This window comes from Desulfosporosinus shakirovi, from assembly GCF_020595055.1.
GTDB lineage: Bacteria > Bacillota > Desulfitobacteriia > Desulfitobacteriales > Desulfitobacteriaceae > Desulfosporosinus > Desulfosporosinus shakirovi.
Genome location: NZ_JAJDOO010000004.1, coordinates 125158 through 143602, shown reverse-complemented (window position 1 = coordinate 143602; position 18445 = coordinate 125158). Strand labels below are relative to the sequence as shown.

The window sequence follows — 18445 nt, the reverse complement described above, 5'->3', positions numbered from 1 at the left end:
CCCATTTAGGCCCCTTTTTCATAGAAGTGAAGAAATATTTCTTCAAGATCGGGTTCTTCAACCCAGACATTAATGATTTCTATCTCTGAGATCTTTTTCATGATCGAATTTATATTTCCTTTGAATAAAAAGCTGATCATATTTTGACTTACCACTAAATTACTTACACCGTCAATATTAAAGTAATTCTCATCTAGCTTTACAGTTGTTTGAACTCTGATCTTTTTATAATTGTTTTCTTGTAAGGCGCTGATCTTTTCAAGCTGTATGATTCTACCTTCTTTAATAATTGCAACACGATTACACATTCGCTGAACTTCACCTAAAATATGAGATGAGAAAAGGATTGTAGCACCCTTTTTATTTTCCTCCTGTAATAATTCAAAGAATTTTTGCTGCATTAATGGATCTAAGCCACTGGTAGGTTCATCAAGGATAATCAGTTTGGGCTCATGAAGAAGCCCTTGGACAATTCCGACTTTCTTTTTATTGCCAAAGGACAAGTCATCAATCTTTTTGTTGAGATTTAGATCCATGGCATGGGCCAACTCACTTATTCTTTTACTGCAATCTTTTTTGTAGAAACTGGCGGAGTATTTTAAAAGATCGCTGACTTTCATTTTGTCATAGTAGAAAACCTCCGATGGCAGGTAACCTATTTCCTTTTTAATTTCCGGTCCATACTTTATACAGTCCTTCCCAAATATTTTAGCGCTTCCACTTGTGGGATAAATCAGGGCTAATAACGTACGAAGGGTCGTTGACTTTCCTGCCCCATTAGGCCCAATAAAGCCAAAGATCTCTTTTTCTTCAACACTAAAGCTGACATCAATAATCCCTCGTTCCTTGCCGTAATTCTTGGTTAAATTATTAATTTCGATCACATTCATTTTGCTACTCCTTTATTCACATTAGCTATATCCCTTGTCAACTATAAAACTATTTTTTTCATTTCTTTCGTTTGATATCCAATTTTTTATATTTTAGTTCAAACTAATTTATATGGACACCAAAGTTATTTAGGTGCACTGTTTCTTCTTTAGTAATAGATTCCCTTGATTTAGGGGAATCTATCTAAATAGGGGTACGGTCAACAGTTTTAAAGGAGCTAAAAGTATGGAATTAAGTTGGATTTGGCAAGCTGTTCTTATATTTTTCGTTGGAACCTTCATCTTAAGAATTGGCGGGAGAAAATCTATATCTCAAATGACAATATCTCAAACTATTGTGATGATAGGATTAGGATCACTGATAATTCAACCGGTATCCGGAAAAGGTTTGCTCATTACTTTTGCTGTAGCTTCTTTACTAACATTACTGATGATATTTACTGAGTATCTTTCGCTTAAGTCAGACATTCTGGAAACCATTTTTTCGGGTAAAGCAGTCATGATTATTGAGAATGGTAAACCAATTATAACTAATCTAAAAAAATCAGATTAACCATCGATAAACTTGAAACTCGTTTAAGACAGGCTGGAGTATCTTCTATTGAAGATGTTCGATATGCAACGATTGAAGTGAGTGGTCAGCTGGGGTATGAGCTTAAAGATAATAAAAAGCCTGTAACAAGGGAAGATTTCATGTTATTAATGGCCGAATTATCCCAGATTAAACAGAGCCTAGGATATACCACAACACCAGCACAAACAAGCAAAAATCAAAGTAACAATATTTTCGTCGAAGTGGACAGTCATCAATTTGAAGATGAAAATGAGCCTTGAAGCACCCTGCCCAAAATTATGAAATAATCCTTTGTCCTAAGCACCAAAAATTCGTCTAGATTCTTGTATCCCAATAAAAAGGTATATACGCTATCGGAGGCGAACAACTATATTCTTGAGTCCGCAAATAATAAGCTGTTCGCTTATAAGAGAGGGGTCTATGGAATGCTTATGAATTTGTCTCCTGAACGACTGGCAACCCTAAAGAACCCTTCACTCCAAGAGTATGGGCAAATTTATTTAAAAATCGCAGATAGCTTTAATGAATGGGTTAATCAGACGGGGCTTGTCTTTGATAAAGATATCTCTGAGGAAACGTCGACAATCCTCCAGCGTCTCCAGTCCAAAGGTGCGCTCTTTAGAAATGAGGGCAAAAGCATCTACGTTAACCAGATATCTCCTGCCTGCGTCGCCTGTCAAAAAGGGGTTGGCAGCGTTTCCTTATTTATCTCTCTGATATGTCACCGTGATTGTTACTTTTGTTTTAACAAAAACCAGGACAACTACGAACTGTTTTCCAAGCACAAGAGAAACTACCGCCAAGAACTGGACACCCTGCATCATAATGGAGGTAAGTTAGTCCACCTCGGATTAACCGGGGGTGAGCCATTGCTTCATAAGGCTGAAACAGTCGATTTCTTTCAACATGCTAAAGCAAAATTTCCACGTGTTTATACTCGTTTATATACATCTGGGGATTTAGCTGATGAGGATGTTCTGAAAGAACTTCAAGAAACTCACCTTGACGAGATTCGTTTTAGTATCAAAGTCGATGACCCCCAAACTTTACAACATGACATCTTTCAGACCATAGCTTTAGCCAAAGACTATATCCCAACCGTTATGGTCGAAATGCCCGTCATTCCTGGAACCTTTGATACTATGAAGGATTTACTTTTAAAGCTGGACTCAATTGGGATTTTTGGTATTAACCTTTTAGAATTCTGTTTCCCCTTTAATAATGCTGAGGTTTTTAAGAGAAATAAGTTTAAAGTCAAAAATCCTCCCTATCGGGTTCTCTATGACTATTGGTATGCCGGTGGGCTTCCAATCTCACGCAGCGAACTAGAATGTCTACAACTTCTTGAGTTCATCCTCGATCAGAAGCTAACCCTCGGTGCCCAATATTGTTCCTTAGAAAACAAACATACTGCACAAATCTATCAGCAAAATCATGATCAACGAGTGTCAAAGACGCTGTATTTTTCTAATAAGGATTATTTTTATAAGTCTGCCAAGGTGTTTGGTGCCGACATTCCTAAAGTCCTCAAAGTCTTCAAAAAGCTCCATAACACAAATTATGTAATGAATGATGACTATCAATTTCTAGAATTTCATGTTGAAAAGATCAAAAATCTAACTAAGTTGGATATAGAAATCGGGATCTCCTATAATGTGATGGAAAAGCGTGGTGACGGAAGTTATCTCCGAGAATTAAGAATTGATGTGACCTCTCCAAAGAACTTTGATCTAAGATCAGATATATAATTTTCTAGCTATCCGCAATATTTTCTGAACACCCTACCTCACTGTCGTCTCTGAAGTGATCACTTTGTAAACCCCTTCCAGAATAAGCAGAAAGATCCTTTCCTAATTATGGAAAGGATCTTTCTGCTTATTCTATGCTTCTTGCTTATCCTCACTTTGACTCACTGGAGCTTCTCCCTTTGAACTCTCTCCGCACTGGTGTTTAAACGAGTGTTGTGCATGGTGCCCGTGATGACCACAATGCCCGTGTCCCCCACCATGGTTGGCATGTTGCTTATGCATCGCTTTAAAAAACTGATGAACTGGAGATTCGCTGCCATGATGGTCAAAGCCCGCTTGCTTAGCTTTCTCTCGGAAATTCAGGAACGCCTCGAAGGCTTCTAGCTTAGCTCTAAGCTTTTCTTTGTCCCCTTTAAGGTTCACTGTGTAACCTTCTTCATTTTCTTCGAATGTAAACTTAAAGTTCCCTAAACTCATAAATACCTCTCCTTTTTATAATCCTATTTTAATTGATGTGAACCTCTATTTGATAATTCTTCATGAATCAAACAAATCTCCAAAGACTATTTCCTTAGGGATGAAAACGCGGCTTTCGAAATCCTGAAGATTCTCTCATAGCCTTGCTTCTTTGACCCATTCCTTTTTGCCCGGAAGAATCTGAGTTGCGTTTTAAAAATGAGGCGAAGGTCAAAGCTGAAAGGATGATTAGCATCAATCCGACCTTAAAATATGAGCCTTCTAACAAAATTGTTCCTGAGATTAAAAACCCGCTGCTAAAAATCGCCCGCACAATTTTGCTTGTCTGATCCCTCTGGTTTTGTATGAGATTCAACTCAAAACTTCTCGATGGATGAACCCGAATCTCACCGCCCTCGAATCCACTAATAAGTCGATTTAATTTTTCAGGCAGAGTAATAACTTCTGCAAGAGTTTTCTTCGCTTGGTCTAGAATGAAACCTCCAGTGCCTTTTCCCGCTTCTTCTCCAGCCAGCAATTCCTCTGCATAAGGTCGAAGGGTCTTGACAAGATCAAGCTTAGGATTCAATCCAGCACAAATCCCCATAATCGTTAAGAGCGACTTTCCTAAAAACAAGGTCTGCGCCGGTATTTGAAACGGCTGAGAATACATAAATTCTCTTAATTCAAGCAGGAATTCCTCGGAATTAACGTTCCCCAGTTTAGGATCCTCAAAGACATTCCCTAATATAAGTTTAAGCCCTTTCGCTAAGGTCTGTTTATCAGCATGGGGTCGAAGGAATCCCAGCTTTTCAAAGGCTGCCACCATTTGATCAGTATCTTTCTTAAACAGGGCCAGGACAAAAGCCATCAATTCTTCCCGCATGCCTTTCTCAATCCGCCCCACCATCCCAAAGTCGATGAAAACAAGGGTTCCATCTTCTTTAACTAATAAATTACCCGGATGTGGATCAGCATGAAAAAATGCGTCGGTCAGTAATTGTTGAACATAAGCAAAGATCAAAGTGTCTGCAAGCTGTGCTCTATCTAATCCAACTCTTTCTAGGGCCTGATACTCGTTCACTTTATAACCTGAGACATATTCCATCACCAGTACATGCTTAGTCGTATATTCCCAAAACACTTCAGGAACGCTGATTCTGGAGTCCCCTGAAAAATTGGCTCGGAAGACATCTGCATGTTGACCTTCTTTAATGTAATCAAGTTCATCTTGTGTCGTTTCAACAAACTCATGATAAATCTGCTCCAAATCGACCGCTGAACTTATTTTTGGGTATCGCTTGGCAAAAGTCACCATGAACCAAAGGGCGTTAAAGTCTGTTTGAATGATTTTCTCAATGCCGGGACGCAATATTTTAACGGCTACTTTATTGTGCCCTTTTATCTCAGCGACATGAACTTGCCCCAAAGAGGCAGATGCAATGGGTTCTTGAGAAAAATTCGTAAAGACCTCAGCAATAGGTCTGCAAAATTCCTCTTCAATCCGCTTAATGATTTCGCCCGTTCCTACCGGCCTGACAGCGTCCTGCAACTTCGAAAGCTCACTTGTGTATTCCTCAGGTAGAACATCCACTCTGGAGCTGAAGAATTGTCCGAGTTTAATAAGAAGTCCTCCGAGTTCTGTAGCCGTCTCAGTAAACACGCTAGCCTGTTTACTATAAATCCCTTTGATCTGCTTCTGATAGTTTTCTTCTGTAAGGAATCGCTTTTTCTTATTAACCCACCAAAGCTGAAATACAAATTGTAGGAACATAGAGATAATCGTTCGAAAGCGTTTATCTTTAAAGAATTTAATGATGATTGGCATCAGTTTCCTCCTAGTCTTAAGCCTCGAACATTATGTTTACCTTAACTGTTATGCGCTGAATCTTACCTTTTTGTTTTATCCTGATGCGAATCCCCATCGGAACAATTAAACAATTCTTCAAAAAATTTGGTTTTTCGAAACATCATGTCTGCAAATCTTGTCATGACATCGGATTTGAATAAGATGACGACCCCTCTTCTCTTATTGCCAAGAACTATAAGTTTCTCACCCGGCAGGATACCGATCTCTTCTCTGGCCTCGGCAGGAATAACAACTTGTCCACGTTCTCCCATAACCGTTGACCCATAAAACTTACCATGATGCATCATTTTCTTACCACCTCTATAAAGTATGATACATCATACTTATCATACTTTCAAGTTATTTATTCACACTAGCTTATAGTTGCCTAATAAAATCACTTGGCAACCGCTAAGCCCTTGGCCACGGCAATTTCAACATTAACAGAACATAGGTGATTATCCCCCCTTTCATAGATGCAAGTAAGGACCTCACCTGAAATCCATTTCCCTAAAGTATAAGAGACGCCTTCAAGGCACTAAACAAAGCGAAAAATCCTTTCCCATTATGGAAAAGGATTTTTCTACGAGATCTTTCTTGTTTTAAATCCAGGCAAAACTATCAATTCTGAGTATTTTTATCCTATCATGATAGACACTGCTGAAGCATAAAATACATATCTGCCAATAAATTCTCCAACCAGGATTAAGGCCACAGCTAAGAGAATGCTGTTTGCAGGAAGAGTTTTTGCTCCTTTACTTTGCTTAACTATTACGTTTATTAGCATCATAACTCCGATTAGGGAGAGTACCCACCTAAGGACTAGTGGGATCAGGTAGCTGCCGGATAAGAGCATACTGGAAGCTTGAGCTGCTGCGTCACCACTATTAAGATTGCCAAAGTATACTGGCAGGTAAATCAAAGGAATGATTAGTGCCACTGCTGCTGCATAGCCGACTTTCTTTAAAGCAGCCATTGCCTCAGCCGATAAGGTTTGCCCTTTAACAATGTGGCCGATCAGCGCCATAGTTCCCGCATACCCCAACACGAGGGTTGCCCCGAAGAAAGCGATAAAGGTATGGGCATTGGACCAAGCCGGACGAATGGAACTGCTATAGATACTCGCCATGCTAAAAATGGTGAGCAGTCCGACTAGAGAGGTTATCCATCCTAAGGCATTGCCTGCATTTTCTTTCTGATAAGCTTTGTAGGTGGCGAACCACAAAACAAAGAACAAACCAGCCGTCAATATTTCACGACTTAACCAAGATGAACTTAGGTTCAAGATGGATCGATAGGCACCCATTGGAGTCCCCAGGTGAAAGAGCGAGAAGAAAAGGGCTAGCGCCATGATTGGCCCTACTGCCAGAAAACCGAAACTTGTCAGACGTTGAGCTGACAAAGCATCTTTTTTAGCTAACATAGAGCGAATGAGAACGAGCATAATAAAACTTCCTATTGCAAGCTGACTAATTAGGGTAAACATCATTAAGGGCCATTCTTCAGCAAACATTGATCAGGCCTCCTTTTATCACTTTGCTTGAATTTACTTCATGGCTTCTTTATTCGGAGTAATCGTAATTGACGGGTGGGTTATTCCTGATTCAGGCAGTCCCTTGATATCTGCTGTATTGCCATATTTTTTGCGCAGTTCTTCGATATCACCAAATTCAAGGGCTCTCATTTGACAAGCATCTACACAGGCAGGTTGTTCCCCTGCATCAATCAGATCCACACAGAAATTACACTTTCCTGATTTCCCTTTGGACTCAATATATTTGGGGGCTCCATAAGGACAGGACCAAGTGCACAACTTACAACCAATGCACTTTTCCTCGTCAAACATTACAATACCGTCTTTTTCCCTTTTGTACAGTGCTCCTGTCGGACAGTTCTTCGTACATTTAGGTTCTGCACAATGATTACAGGCCATGGAAAGGTTATACGCCCAAGGTTTTGGGAACTTTCCCCCTTCAAAATTATGAACTTTTCGGAAAAGAGTCCCGACTTCCAAATCGTTTTTATCACTACAGGCTATTTGACACACTTTGCAACTCGTACAAATTGTCATATCATAATAAAATCCTAGTTGTGCCATTCTTCTTCACCTCTCTTAGAAAATGATTCGTTGAGGCCATTTGACATCTGGCTCAAGGGGCTTATCGTACTTCTCAACCTTGACATTACATGAATTATAGCCTGAATGACCTTGACCCGTAGCGATATGGCCGTTGAGGATCCCGGTGCTTCCGGCCTTATCTACTCCCGCTTGTTCATCCATCTCAACCCAGGCCCCTTCTCCCAGGGCCACGACTCCCGGCATGATCCGTTCTGTGACATAGGCGGGACGGATTACGGTACCGTGACGACTTGTTACTTTCACGATATCATTGTTCTTAATCCCTAAATTTGCGGCATCGCTCGCATTCATCCAAAACTCTTGTGGGAAAGCTTCCCTAAGCCAGGGAACATTGTCCAGGGTTGAGTGGGAACGTCTATAATAATGAATCGTTACAATCTGGAAATTATAGCCATCCTTTAAGCCGTCTTCATATCCTTCCAAAGGTGGATCATATTTCGGAATAGGAGACTTTGTACTAAAACCAATTTTTTCGATCTTCTTAGAGAGGGAATCACAGTAGATTTCAAATTTACCACTGGGAGTGGCCAATTTTTTGCCAACAGGATCTGCCAAGAAATCTTCAAAACTCGTAAATTCTAATTTATCTCCACGAGATCTTGGGACTTGATAAATCCCTTTTTCTTTGAATTCTTGATAGGAGATTCGTCCGGTCTGAGGTGTCCCTTTTGCTCCGAGTTCCTGAATGTCTTCCGCAGTCATAGTTACTAATTTCTCATAATCAGATCCATCCGCTTTGATGACCTTTGCACCTGCAATTGCATTGTATAATTGTTGCTCCTCAGAAATTGGGTTAACAATTTTGGTATCTACCCCTAAGCGTTTAGCGATTTCTGTCACAATCCACATATCACTTTTAGCCTCGAAAAGCGGCTTAATAACTTGAGTATGATAAATGAGAATTTCTCGATTTCCTGTGAGTAATCCTCCCAGTCTCTCCCATTGGGATGTAACCGGTAATACTAAATCAGAATACCTAGCGTCAGTAGTCAAAAAAAGATTTTGAGCAACTGCAAATTCAACTTTTTTATGAGCTTCAATTCCTCGGGTCGCGCCGGCTCTCTGATTTAAGGTATGACTAAACCAGTTCCAGATCATTTGGATATTAACATCGATCTTCTTCCCTTTGCTTTCAGTGAATTGACCATTAAGAACCGCATCCCACATTTCCCCGCTATTGATTCGGTTTTGCGCGATGGGATTGTTGACTTTTGGGATGCCATTACCCCCGGGTTGAACTAATGCCGGCCCCGCATTAGTTGCCGAGTTATGCATATTAGGACTAACTCCCGCGCCCGGAATTCCCACATTCCCCGTCATATAGGCGAGGGTCATCATGGCATGCGGTAAGTGTTCTCCATTATTGATACGGGCTGGTGCTCCCCCTGAAATGATAGCTGCTGGTTTAGTCGTGGCATATTCTTGAGCAAACTTTTGGATGATTTCTGCGCTGACACCACAGATCTTTGAAGCCCATTCCGCAGTCTTTGGTGTCCCGTCGTAGGTTCCTAGAACATAATCCTTAAAGTTCTCTTTAGGGTCTGCGCCCTCTGGCATATGATCAGCGTCAAATCCAATCGTGCAATTATCCAAGAATTTCTGATCGAGTAAATTGTTAGTGATGATATGATGAGCCATTCCCAAGAGCAGGGTTGTGTCAGTTGCAGGGCGAACCGGAATCCATTCGTCTCCCAAAGTTCTGGCAGACTCTGTATAAAGTGGATCAATGACAATAAACTTCGCCCCGGCCTTCTTAGCTTGTAAATAGTTATAGGTCGGAAGGCCTTGACTTGATTGAGCAGGGTTTGCACCCCAGAGGATTATGAGTTTTGAATCACGCAATCTAAATCGATCATTACCTGAGGAAGCTCCATTATTCGGAAGACCTGTGACTGTACTATATACATCGGGCCATGACCCCCAGGAAACATTCCCCCACCGCTCTGTGCAACCACCATAGGCATTTAGGAGGCGTTGCGGTTCCATTCCGCCACCGGAACCGCCGGCAGGCGCAAAGAAGCCAGCATTTCCGTACTTTTCTTTGACCCGCTTAAGCTCACTGGCCATGATATCTAACGCTTCGTCCCAAGTAATACGAACCCACTCGTCCTTACCCCGAAGTTCTTTTTTGCCGCCCCCGGGTTCCCAGTTCTTACGCTTCATGGGATATTTGAGCCGATCTGCACCCAGAACCATTTTTCTGTGTGAACGTCCCCGAGCACAGCCTCTTTGTTGAGGAAAGTCCGGACTGTCCGGATGGGTATCGTCTGTTTTCTGTCGAAGGACAACCCCATCAACAACATATGCTTTGTTGAGACATCGACCCCCGCAGTTATGCCAGCATGCCGCGGTGATCCATTCTCCTTCTTTTTGGGATAACTCGGCAGCCTTTTCAGCATCAACCTTCTGCAACCCGCACCCCGGAAGAGCAACAGCCGCAACGGCACCTGCTGACAAACCAAGAAAAGACCTTCTGCTTAGCTTATGGGTAATTGCTTTGTCGACCAGATTTGCCATATAAGATTCACCTCCATAGAAATTAAAAACACACTCTTTTAGATTGCCAAGAGCTCCTCGATAGCTCTTTGATCTAATGACAAATATCCTGTCAGGATATTTGCCATTCCTTTGTAGAAATCCGTGGCGGAATTATTTACAACATCCTTGCCAAAGCGATCAACCCACGTTAGAAGGTGTTGTTGAAGGAAGCTTTTCTGATCCTCTAAAACCTCTGCATAACTCAAATCCCCGGACTTCATTTTTTCATAAAGGATAAGACATAGCTGATACATAAAATCCAGCTCCAAGCCAATGTGGTCGTCAGCTTCCTGCTGAAATTGAACTGGGAGAAATAAATATTTTAGATAGGCCTCTCTTACCGCCAGAGTTTCCTTTTGAAAAAGGAGTTTGTCCTCATTGGCATAGGCCGACTCCCAAGGGGGTGCAACTAATTGATCAGGACCGATAAACATGCGGGTATAGTCCCAAAGCAGTTCTTCCGAGACATCCTTACTAATTCCAACACTTCGGTCAAGCTGGTCAAGTGATTTTTTAACAGCCTCTATACCTTTGAGAATATATTCACTTTCTGAGGAAAAGGGAAACTGATCAATGGTATCCTTCATCAAGCCTAAATACTCTTGTGACGGTTCCGAAGCAAAAGTCCTCCTTAAGACGTCATATGCGTAGGCTCTCAGCTCTATTAGGGCCAAACCCTTTTCATTAACCGGTTTGAATGTCTTTTGAGCCATCATGCCATCTAACATATAAATCACCCCCATTCATTACTATTATTGCACATTTGGATTTGTACAAGAGTATAGATATTGCCTATTATTTTTGTATGTAAATACAAAGATAATAGTATGAGTGCTGAATAATGAAATCCCCCATGTAGATTCAGTTCACTCTACATGGGAGTACACTTACTTAATTACAACCGTCCAGATCATTCTTTAGATGATACCCAATACCTTAACTTTTCTTTGACAGGTCGAAACCGAATAGAGGGTTTCGTCAGTCGAATATCCGGAAAACCTTCTATAGTTGGTACTGTATTCTTAGGAGGCTGATCAGTATTTATGACGCTTAGAGCTCCTGTATGACACGCGCTTACACATGCCGGCAGCAGACCCACTTCTCTGCGTGGCAAGCAAAACGTACATTTACTAGCCTTTTGTTTCTCTAAGTCAAATTGAGGCGCTTTATAGGGACAAGCAGAAACGCAGGTCATACACCCATCACAACGATTTATATTAATCATCACTATGCCATCCCTGCGCTTAACATAAGCTCTTTGCGGGCAAACCCTAAAGCATTCTGGACTTTCACAATGATTACAGGATATTGAGAGGTTGTTTCCTGTGCTTAGGGATGATACTCTGCGCCAATTGACATTAGCTGGCGTAGAGTTCTCATTTTTACAAGCCATCTCGCAGGATTTACACCCGACACACCGTTCTGCATTAAACAAAAAACCCATTTGTTCAGTCATATCTGACTCCTCACGATCTTTTCCACTTCGACAAAAGCATTATAAAGCGCCGCTCCTTCACTCCCACTGTGTTTTTTCCCCATATCGGCAGATAAACCGGAAAGCAGGCTATTCACGGGTTCTTTGCCGCCCTGATAAATAATAACCATTCCTTGTAATACTTCGGGATTTAGCCGCGCTTTCCGAGTGACGCTTCCCTGAGCATTATAAATCCTGACGAGATCTCCATCCTCAACCTTTCTCTGAACAGCGTCTTGAGGATTTAAAGTTACCACATTCCCTCTCTTGTCAGAGCCTATCCACTCTAATGCCCAGTTCTGAGAATGTATGCTAGTGATGTTTTGCGGAGTTAGCATACGAAGAGGAAAGGAAAGATCACTGCTTTCAGCCCAAAACCTTGGCAAAGCTGGAAGTTTGTCATCTTTGGCATTCTTGGAGAAAATTTCAAATTTACCTGTGTTAGTTTTAAAATTTAAATCAAGCCAAGGATTATTTCCGAATTGGAGTTTTGCTGGAACTTCTTCAAGATCTCTCCAACTCGACAGCCCATAGAGTCTTAGTATTTCTGAAGTAAATTCGCTCTCAATCCATTCCTCTGCGGTGCGTTCGCTTGGAAAATTAGAGAAACCCGGCTGTAATTCATTTAGCCTTCGAGTCAATTCTTTGGCAATTTCCAAATCACTTTTAGCTTCATAATATGGTTCTATGGCCTTTTGATTAAGGGCTAACCAGTGGTGCCAATAACTCACATTTATATCGAAGTCCTCAAAATGACTTGTTGCAGGGAGTACAATATCCGACGCTTCTGCGGTTTTTGTCATAAATAAATCAACAGTTACTACCATCTCCAGCTCTTTTAACAACCTCGTCCAATCTTGAACCTCTTGGTCCTGACTCAAAGGATTTCGGGCTGCAATCCACAAAAACTTCATAGGTGGGTCCACTAGAGATAATGCCTGTGACGGATAATTATTTATATCAAGGGCTCTTGATACTTGACCATCATCGGGACCCTGAAGATTTAATAAATTCATGGGAAAAAAATCTGTACTAGGATGAAAATAATAAAAGTCTCCGCCTATTTTACCTACATTGCCCGTTAAGGCACTCAACGTGTAGATTGCTCTCACATTTTGACCGCCATTTTGATGCCTCTGTAAGCCGTAACCGCACCAATTGGTTGCCGGATCGTTTTGACTGTATAGGTCTGCAAGTAACTGCAGAACATTTTCTGCAACTCCAGTTAAACGTTGCACCTCTTCTAAACTTACTTTCTCTTGTAGATACTTATAAAAGCTTTCCCATCCTACAACATGCTCCTTAACAAACGAGGAATCATACCTGCCCTCTTCAACCAAGACCTTAGCAATCCCTAATGCTAACAACCCATCTGTTCCGGGCCGTACTTGGATATAATGGTCTGCCGTGGCAGCCGTCGCAGTATAGACTGGGTCAATAACAACAAGTACTGCTCCCTTATCTCTGGCTTGATTTATAAAGTTAAGTTGATGAACAGCGGTCCAAGCAGGGTTGGCTCCCCAAATAACGATTAGTTTAGAGTTTGTCATCGCTTCAGGGTCAGGACTTCTTCCCTCTCCAGAACTATATTCTACTGCATCCATACCTGCAGACATACAAGGGTTGCCTCTTAACTTAGTATGGGAACCAAAGCTGTTAAACATCCCTTCTGTAGCATAGTGCAAGATACCCACATTGCCTGAGCATTTGTTATAAGCGAGAGAGCGATTTGAACCATAACGATGATTTAACTCTAATAGTTTAGCTGAGATAAGATTAAATGCCTCTTCCCAGGTGATGCGCACCCAATTTCCTGAGCCTCTTGGATACTGTTTTAGGGGATAACGCAGCCGCTTGGGACTATAAACATAGCGCGTATAAGCATACCCTTTGCCACATAGGCGTCCCTGGCAGTATCCATGTGACGGGTCGCCCTCTACTTTAATTAATTTACCATCAACTACATAAGAAAGCATAGCACAAGTATTGTAACAGTTACGCGGACAAACATTCTTAAATACCTTAACGTCACTTAACAATCGTTTCTCCTCCTTTTCCAGTGCAGCTTAAAGGAAACCGAGGTTACTTATCAATTTCTGATGCCTTCAGGAATTTAATCTTAAAGGCAACCATAAGATCGAGCTTCGTGTCAAAATCATCCAGATTTACATCCAATATTTCTTGAATCTTCTTTAAGCGATAACGCAGGGTGTTAGGATGTACATAGCTTACTTTAGCTGTCTCCTTTAAATCGCATCGATGTGCTAAGAAGGTTTCCAGAGTTTTCATAAAATCAGAATTGTTGACAAGATCGTAGCGTTCGAGTTCTCCTAAAGTCTCTTTGTACAGTTCTGCTAACTCATGGCGGTCATGATTATAAAGAATCCTTGCTACCCCTAATTTAGTAAAAAAAGGGGTTCTTAAGCGTGAGTCCATCAACCTTCCCAGCTCCAAGGCCACTTTTGCTTCTTGAAAACTGCGGAAGATGTCCTTTGGATTTTTGTATATCCTTCCGATTCCTAAGCGCAATACTTTGGAGGGAATTCTTTCCTGTACGAGACTTTTTATCTTGTCAGCCAATAACTTTGTGTATTCACTTTGTTCCCGCTGACTATCCTTAGACCTAAAGAGAATAGCAATAACTTCTCCCTTTTTCTTTGTTAAAATTGTTTTTTCACTCAACTCATTCATCACTGATTGTACGCTGTCAAAAAGCATCTCAAGCAGATCTCTGTCTCCTGAAAAATAGTCGTAATTCTCTAATTCAAAGACTAAAACAAATTGTGGCCGACTCAGATCCCATCCCCATAGTTCCCCTCTGGCAATGATATCCTCCCCAGATTCTATGTTGCCATAGAGAAGGTCAAATAAAAAAGCATCAATATACCTCTTCTCAGATAACGAAAACTCTTTTTCTTTAGCTAACTGAACCGCCAAGACAAGAGAAGCAGATTCTCCCAAGCTTTTTATGGACATAGAATCCAATCCTTCATTGAAAATAATTAAAAATCCAAGGGTTTTATTTTTAATAAAACTTGGAAATTGATAAGCCTCATTCATATTGCTTCCCAAATTAATTTGATACAATTCAGGACTCTTTTCAGATCCAATATTACTACTTCTGATGAAGGAATATCTGGGGTAATCCTTATGCGTGGAAGCAAGAATTTTATGAAATTCATTTGTCACAATAACAGGAGTTTCGATCACTTTGGCTAAGGCTTCAACGATACCCGCTACTCCAGATCCTTCTGCAATTATTTTTAATAAATCAGATTGCAATCTTTGCACTTCATGAATGTCCACAAGATTCCTCCTCTCAATAGAGCCTCCTTAAAGGCTAATTCGGTGAAAATTGTATATTTTTAATATTATATCAGATATTATCGGTTTATGTTAGTAACAATGTCGAAAAATGGCATCTTGATATCTGAGTCCCAGTTAGTTTACCTCATCAATTGAACTTTAACTTTACAATTTTTTCATCCAAGGGTATCGCATTATATCAATAATATGATAGGGTTAGAAAAGAGCATTTTCCCTTTAATGAAATCGAGCATTGATTTATGTAGCTATTTCTCTCTAAAATGCACTCTTAGAATAGAAAGAGGGGAGAGAATGGAAAAGGAGATATCTTCCTTCATCCGTCTCAAGTATACCTCTGCATTCTTTGTTGTCCTTGTTACTCTCATCCTTACGAGTTCTGTATTCGTAAGTTATAAGGCAAGGGAAGCAGTCGGCAAGGAGATACTCGATGCTCACGATGTAATTCGAACTCTTAGAATGCATGGAATTGTCTTAAAGCCTGAGTCCTCGCTTAATCCGGAAGATTATAAGGTCGAAGACACCGAGCCAACTATCTATATGGATTCTCACGGAAACCAACTTTTGATTTATACACTCCGCTCCTTTATAGAGAGACAACAGAAATTTGATGAGTTTGAGCTGTTAGACAAGTTGTCGCTTGCTCTTCAAGACAAGTCTTATTACCCTAAGTTATATAAGGTAAAAAACCTTCAGTTAATCTATCTAATAGCCTATCCGTTCAAAGAAAAAGATCAGGTAGTTAATGATTATATGATGAAGATAAGTAAGGCGATCTTCAAAGATCTTAATGATGGAAAAGAGATTGTCTTCACTGGTAAAAGCGCAAGCTGGGAAGCTAAGCTTACCGTAAACTATTATGAACATTGGTGGACTGATGACAGTGAAAACAAGGTTCATCACGAGAGTTATCATACAAAAAAACCAACTCTTACTTACAAAGGTCAAATCCCTGAGCATCCGGTTCCAATGGAGTACAGCTTCAGTACCATAGGCAATAAATTTGGCGTTACGTGGGACGAAATAACCCCTGAAGAGCTTATAAAAGGACCCCACCTTGGTTCCGGAGGGGGCAATGGCTATATACCCCTGGAGAATGATGTTTACGAAGTAAAGGTAACCTTGAATGGTAAAAAAGAAGAATTTGATGTTAGTATTAGGGACACCTCTCAATTTAGCAAATAGAAATAGATGAGGACAGGTACGTTGTTTAGCTGGAAATAAACAACGTACCTGTCCCTTTTTTTACCCCTGTTTCGCTTCTATTAATCTGCAATTAAGGTTTTTATAATATCCATTCTAGTTACTATTCCAATGATCTTCCCATTCTCAATAACGGGCAATCGTTTGATCTTTTTACTAACCATTAAGGATGCTGCCTCTTCTATACTGGCCTCTTTAGAGATTTCCACCACATTCAGAGTCATGATTTCTGAGGCTTGCACCGCAATCAATTTTTTTAAATCGGATTCATATTGTTTAACACCGCGGTAATAAATAAGTGCTCCTAAAATTCCAAACACTCCAGGGATCTGTGGATTTGTTTCTTTATGTAATAAGTCTCCTTCACTGACAATCCCTACTAAATTACCAGCAGTATCAACTACAGGCGCACCGGAAATCTTATTGTCATATAATATTTTGGCGATTTCCTTGATTTCCAGATCCATTTGAATGGTAATGACATTTGTTTGCATAACATCCATGACCTTCATAAAAATCACTCCTTTTCTACATTTCCTAACATTGTAATTTTCACTTGCCATCCACTTATCGTATTGTATCATAATTTTTACATATTTGTTCATAGCCTATGGAATTGCCTTCCCTAACCTAATCACTATCTTTTAGCTGCCAGTTGCCCTTGAGCATCGTAGAGTGCTGCAGGATCGCCGTCATTGTTCCAGATATTTGATTCCGTCCAAAGTAAACTATCCGCTCCCGCCCGTGCTTTCTCTCCGCTTACAACTTTAAGCGACCCACCTGCAGTTAAGGTTGTATCCGTGGGGAAATTATAGATTTGATTGCCAACTTCACTCACTAATTTCCACCCGGTTAGATTAACCGCTGTATTACTCCTATTAGTTAAGGTCACTGCTTCTCCTTTTAAATCAACATTCGATAACTCCACCAGCCCCTGTGAAGTGGAGGCAGAGGGTGTTAGACTTGGCTCGGGTTCAGTTGGTGTGGATGAATTAGTACTTGGAGCATTTTGTATTGATACATTCTTATCAAATTTTATTGCTTCTCCATCTGTCGAAGCTACAATTGTTCCTGATTGGTCCGTTCTAAAAACTTCAATCCCTGCCTCGGCAAACCTATCTAAAACGGTTGTTGTTGGATGACCGTACTCATTATCAGCACCCACCGAAATAATGGCATACTGCGGAGATACAGCCTTTAAAAATTCACTGGTTGTTGAGCTTTTGCTCCCATGATGGCCAACTTTAAGCACAGTTGCTTTTAAGTTTTGTCTAGTCTGAAGCATTTCCTCTTCAGAAATATCTTCAGCATCCCCTTCGAAAAGAAAGGATACTTCACCATACGTCACTTTTAATACTGCGCTGAAATTGTTCAGTTCTTCATAACTGCTATTGTTGGGTGCAAGAAATATCCCTGTAATATCCGGAACATTTAAGCTCACTCCTGCTTTTGCTTGGATTTTCTTTGCGCCACTGATATTAACAGCAGCCATAAAGTCTTCAAATGTTCTGGTGTTAGAGCTTACATTTGGCATATAGACGGTTTTAGCAGGTATGCTTTGAATGACTGAATCTAATCCTCCTATATGGTCCTCATGAGGATGGGTTGCTACAATAGCTGAAAGTTCTTTGACCCCCTGAGATTTTATGTAACTTACTACTTTTACCCCATCATCATTATTTCCGCCATCAATAAGAATTGACTGTCCATCGGGGGAAATAATGAGAATACAATCCGCCTGACCTACGTCAATAAAATGAACTTGCAATATTCCATTGGTTCCAGTAACAGTCTGAGTAGGCGCAATTTCCGATCTAGCGCATCCGGAAAGACCAAACACCAAGAAAATGATAATGGGTAAGATGAACTGTTTTATGCGAAATAACACTTTTGTAAACTCCTCTTCTATTGATCGAAAAAGTTTTCCAGCAGACTTTTGGCATTTTTCGAACGCTGTAATGTTGCTTCTGAATCAAGACTTACTAAGACGTGAATTACATCCCCTTCTTTAAGATCCGCTGTCAAGACACTGCGGGGTAAATTAAACGTGGCGCGATTATCAGTTTCAATAATAGCCCAATCCCCTTCAAACCGATCTATGATATACATACCGCACTCCCCCTTTGTGATACTTTTTTAAGAGCTTGTAATGAATTGATAATCATTTTAGATAACACCAGTATATTCGGCTAATACTATAGAGTGAAGTAAAGCCTTTTTTCCACAGAACCGGATCCTCATGACTTGAC

At 40.6% G+C, this 18445-nt stretch carries 18 protein-coding genes; 4 read left to right on the top strand and 14 right to left on the bottom strand.

From position 1 onward, the window contains the following. Positions 1 to 5: 5 nt before the first annotated feature. A complete protein-coding gene (locus tag LJE72_RS05465) occupies positions 6 to 890 on the bottom strand; it encodes an ABC transporter ATP-binding protein (protein ID WP_229246614.1) in 885 nt (294 codons plus the stop codon). 226 nt (positions 891 to 1116) lie between these two features. Between LJE72_RS05465 and LJE72_RS05460 the strand changes: the two genes are divergently transcribed. The 3 genes from LJE72_RS05460 (at position 1117) to LJE72_RS05450 (ending at position 3212) form a co-directional block, all read left to right on the top strand. Next, entirely contained in the window at positions 1117 to 1443 is a 327-nt protein-coding gene (locus tag LJE72_RS05460) for a DUF421 domain-containing protein (protein ID WP_229246613.1), read from the top strand. Then, positions 1434 to 1724, top strand: coding sequence for a YetF domain-containing protein (locus LJE72_RS05455; RefSeq protein ID WP_312038896.1), 291 nt, complete (start codon positions 1434 to 1436; stop codon positions 1722 to 1724). The genes LJE72_RS05460 and LJE72_RS05455 overlap by 10 nt, the downstream gene beginning before the upstream one ends. A gap of 165 nt (positions 1725 to 1889) precedes the next feature. Continuing rightward, positions 1890 to 3212: a radical SAM protein gene (locus LJE72_RS05450; RefSeq protein ID WP_229246612.1), complete on the top strand. Its 1323-nt coding sequence runs from the start codon at positions 1890 to 1892 to the stop codon at positions 3210 to 3212. A gap of 132 nt (positions 3213 to 3344) precedes the next feature. On the opposite strand, the gene LJE72_RS05445 is transcribed toward LJE72_RS05450, so the two are convergent. From LJE72_RS05445 to LJE72_RS05400, 10 genes are all read right to left on the bottom strand, one after another. Then, a complete protein-coding gene (locus LJE72_RS05445; RefSeq protein WP_229246611.1) occupies positions 3345 to 3689 on the bottom strand; it encodes a hypothetical protein in 345 nt (114 codons plus the stop codon). Positions 3690 to 3783: 94 nt separating this feature from the next. Continuing rightward, positions 3784 to 5496: an ABC1 kinase family protein gene (locus LJE72_RS05440; protein ID WP_229246610.1), complete on the bottom strand. Its 1713-nt coding sequence runs from the start codon at positions 5494 to 5496 to the stop codon at positions 3784 to 3786. Between the two features lie 62 nt (positions 5497 to 5558). Further along, positions 5559 to 5825, bottom strand: coding sequence for an AbrB/MazE/SpoVT family DNA-binding domain-containing protein (locus tag LJE72_RS05435; protein ID WP_229246609.1), 267 nt, complete (start codon positions 5823 to 5825; stop codon positions 5559 to 5561). A gap of 329 nt (positions 5826 to 6154) precedes the next feature. After that, a complete protein-coding gene (locus LJE72_RS05430; protein WP_229246608.1) occupies positions 6155 to 7030 on the bottom strand; it encodes a dimethyl sulfoxide reductase anchor subunit family protein in 876 nt (291 codons plus the stop codon). Positions 7031 to 7063: 33 nt separating this feature from the next. Beyond that, positions 7064 to 7615, bottom strand: a complete 552-nt coding sequence (locus LJE72_RS05425) for a DMSO/selenate family reductase complex B subunit (protein WP_229246607.1) — start codon at positions 7613 to 7615, stop codon at positions 7064 to 7066. 15 nt (positions 7616 to 7630) lie between these two features. After that, the gene (locus tag LJE72_RS05420; protein ID WP_229246606.1) at positions 7631 to 10174 is read right to left on the bottom strand and encodes a molybdopterin-dependent oxidoreductase; all 2544 of its coding nucleotides are present in this window, start codon (positions 10172 to 10174) and stop codon (positions 7631 to 7633) included. Positions 10175 to 10212: 38 nt separating this feature from the next. Further along, positions 10213 to 10923 carry a TorD/DmsD family molecular chaperone gene (locus LJE72_RS05415; protein ID WP_229246605.1) on the bottom strand — a complete coding sequence of 237 codons (711 nt, stop codon included), beginning with the start codon at positions 10921 to 10923 and terminating at the stop codon, positions 10213 to 10215. Positions 10924 to 11105: 182 nt separating this feature from the next. Continuing rightward, positions 11106 to 11651, bottom strand: a complete 546-nt coding sequence (locus LJE72_RS05410; RefSeq protein ID WP_229246604.1) for a 4Fe-4S dicluster domain-containing protein — start codon at positions 11649 to 11651, stop codon at positions 11106 to 11108. Next, positions 11648 to 13708 (bottom strand): molybdopterin-dependent oxidoreductase, encoded by a 2061-nt coding sequence (locus LJE72_RS05405; protein WP_229246603.1) that lies wholly within the window; start codon positions 13706 to 13708, stop codon positions 11648 to 11650. The genes LJE72_RS05410 and LJE72_RS05405 overlap by 4 nt, the downstream gene beginning before the upstream one ends. A 43-nt stretch (positions 13709 to 13751) precedes the next feature. Beyond that, positions 13752 to 14975, bottom strand: a complete 1224-nt coding sequence (locus LJE72_RS05400; protein WP_229246602.1) for a PucR family transcriptional regulator — start codon at positions 14973 to 14975, stop codon at positions 13752 to 13754. Between the two features lie 312 nt (positions 14976 to 15287). Here LJE72_RS05400 and LJE72_RS05395 point away from each other — a divergent pair, with 312 nt between their 5' ends. Continuing rightward, positions 15288 to 16178 carry a hypothetical protein gene (locus tag LJE72_RS05395; RefSeq protein ID WP_229246601.1) on the top strand — a complete coding sequence of 297 codons (891 nt, stop codon included), beginning with the start codon at positions 15288 to 15290 and terminating at the stop codon, positions 16176 to 16178. An 80-nt stretch (positions 16179 to 16258) separates the two neighbouring features. On the opposite strand, the gene LJE72_RS05390 is transcribed toward LJE72_RS05395, so the two are convergent. The 3 genes from LJE72_RS05390 to LJE72_RS05380 all read right to left on the bottom strand — a co-directional run bounded on the left by LJE72_RS05390 (position 16259) and on the right by LJE72_RS05380 (position 18305). After that, complete coding sequence (locus LJE72_RS05390; RefSeq protein WP_229246600.1) at positions 16259 to 16708, bottom strand: CBS domain-containing protein; 450 nt, start codon at positions 16706 to 16708, stop codon at positions 16259 to 16261. 125 nt (positions 16709 to 16833) lie between these two features. After that, positions 16834 to 18084 (bottom strand): MBL fold metallo-hydrolase, encoded by a 1251-nt coding sequence (locus LJE72_RS05385; RefSeq protein WP_229246599.1) that lies wholly within the window; start codon positions 18082 to 18084, stop codon positions 16834 to 16836. Positions 18085 to 18101: 17 nt separating this feature from the next. Beyond that, positions 18102 to 18305, bottom strand: a complete 204-nt coding sequence (locus LJE72_RS05380; protein ID WP_229246598.1) for a DUF3006 domain-containing protein — start codon at positions 18303 to 18305, stop codon at positions 18102 to 18104. Positions 18306 to 18445 lie beyond the last annotated feature (140 nt).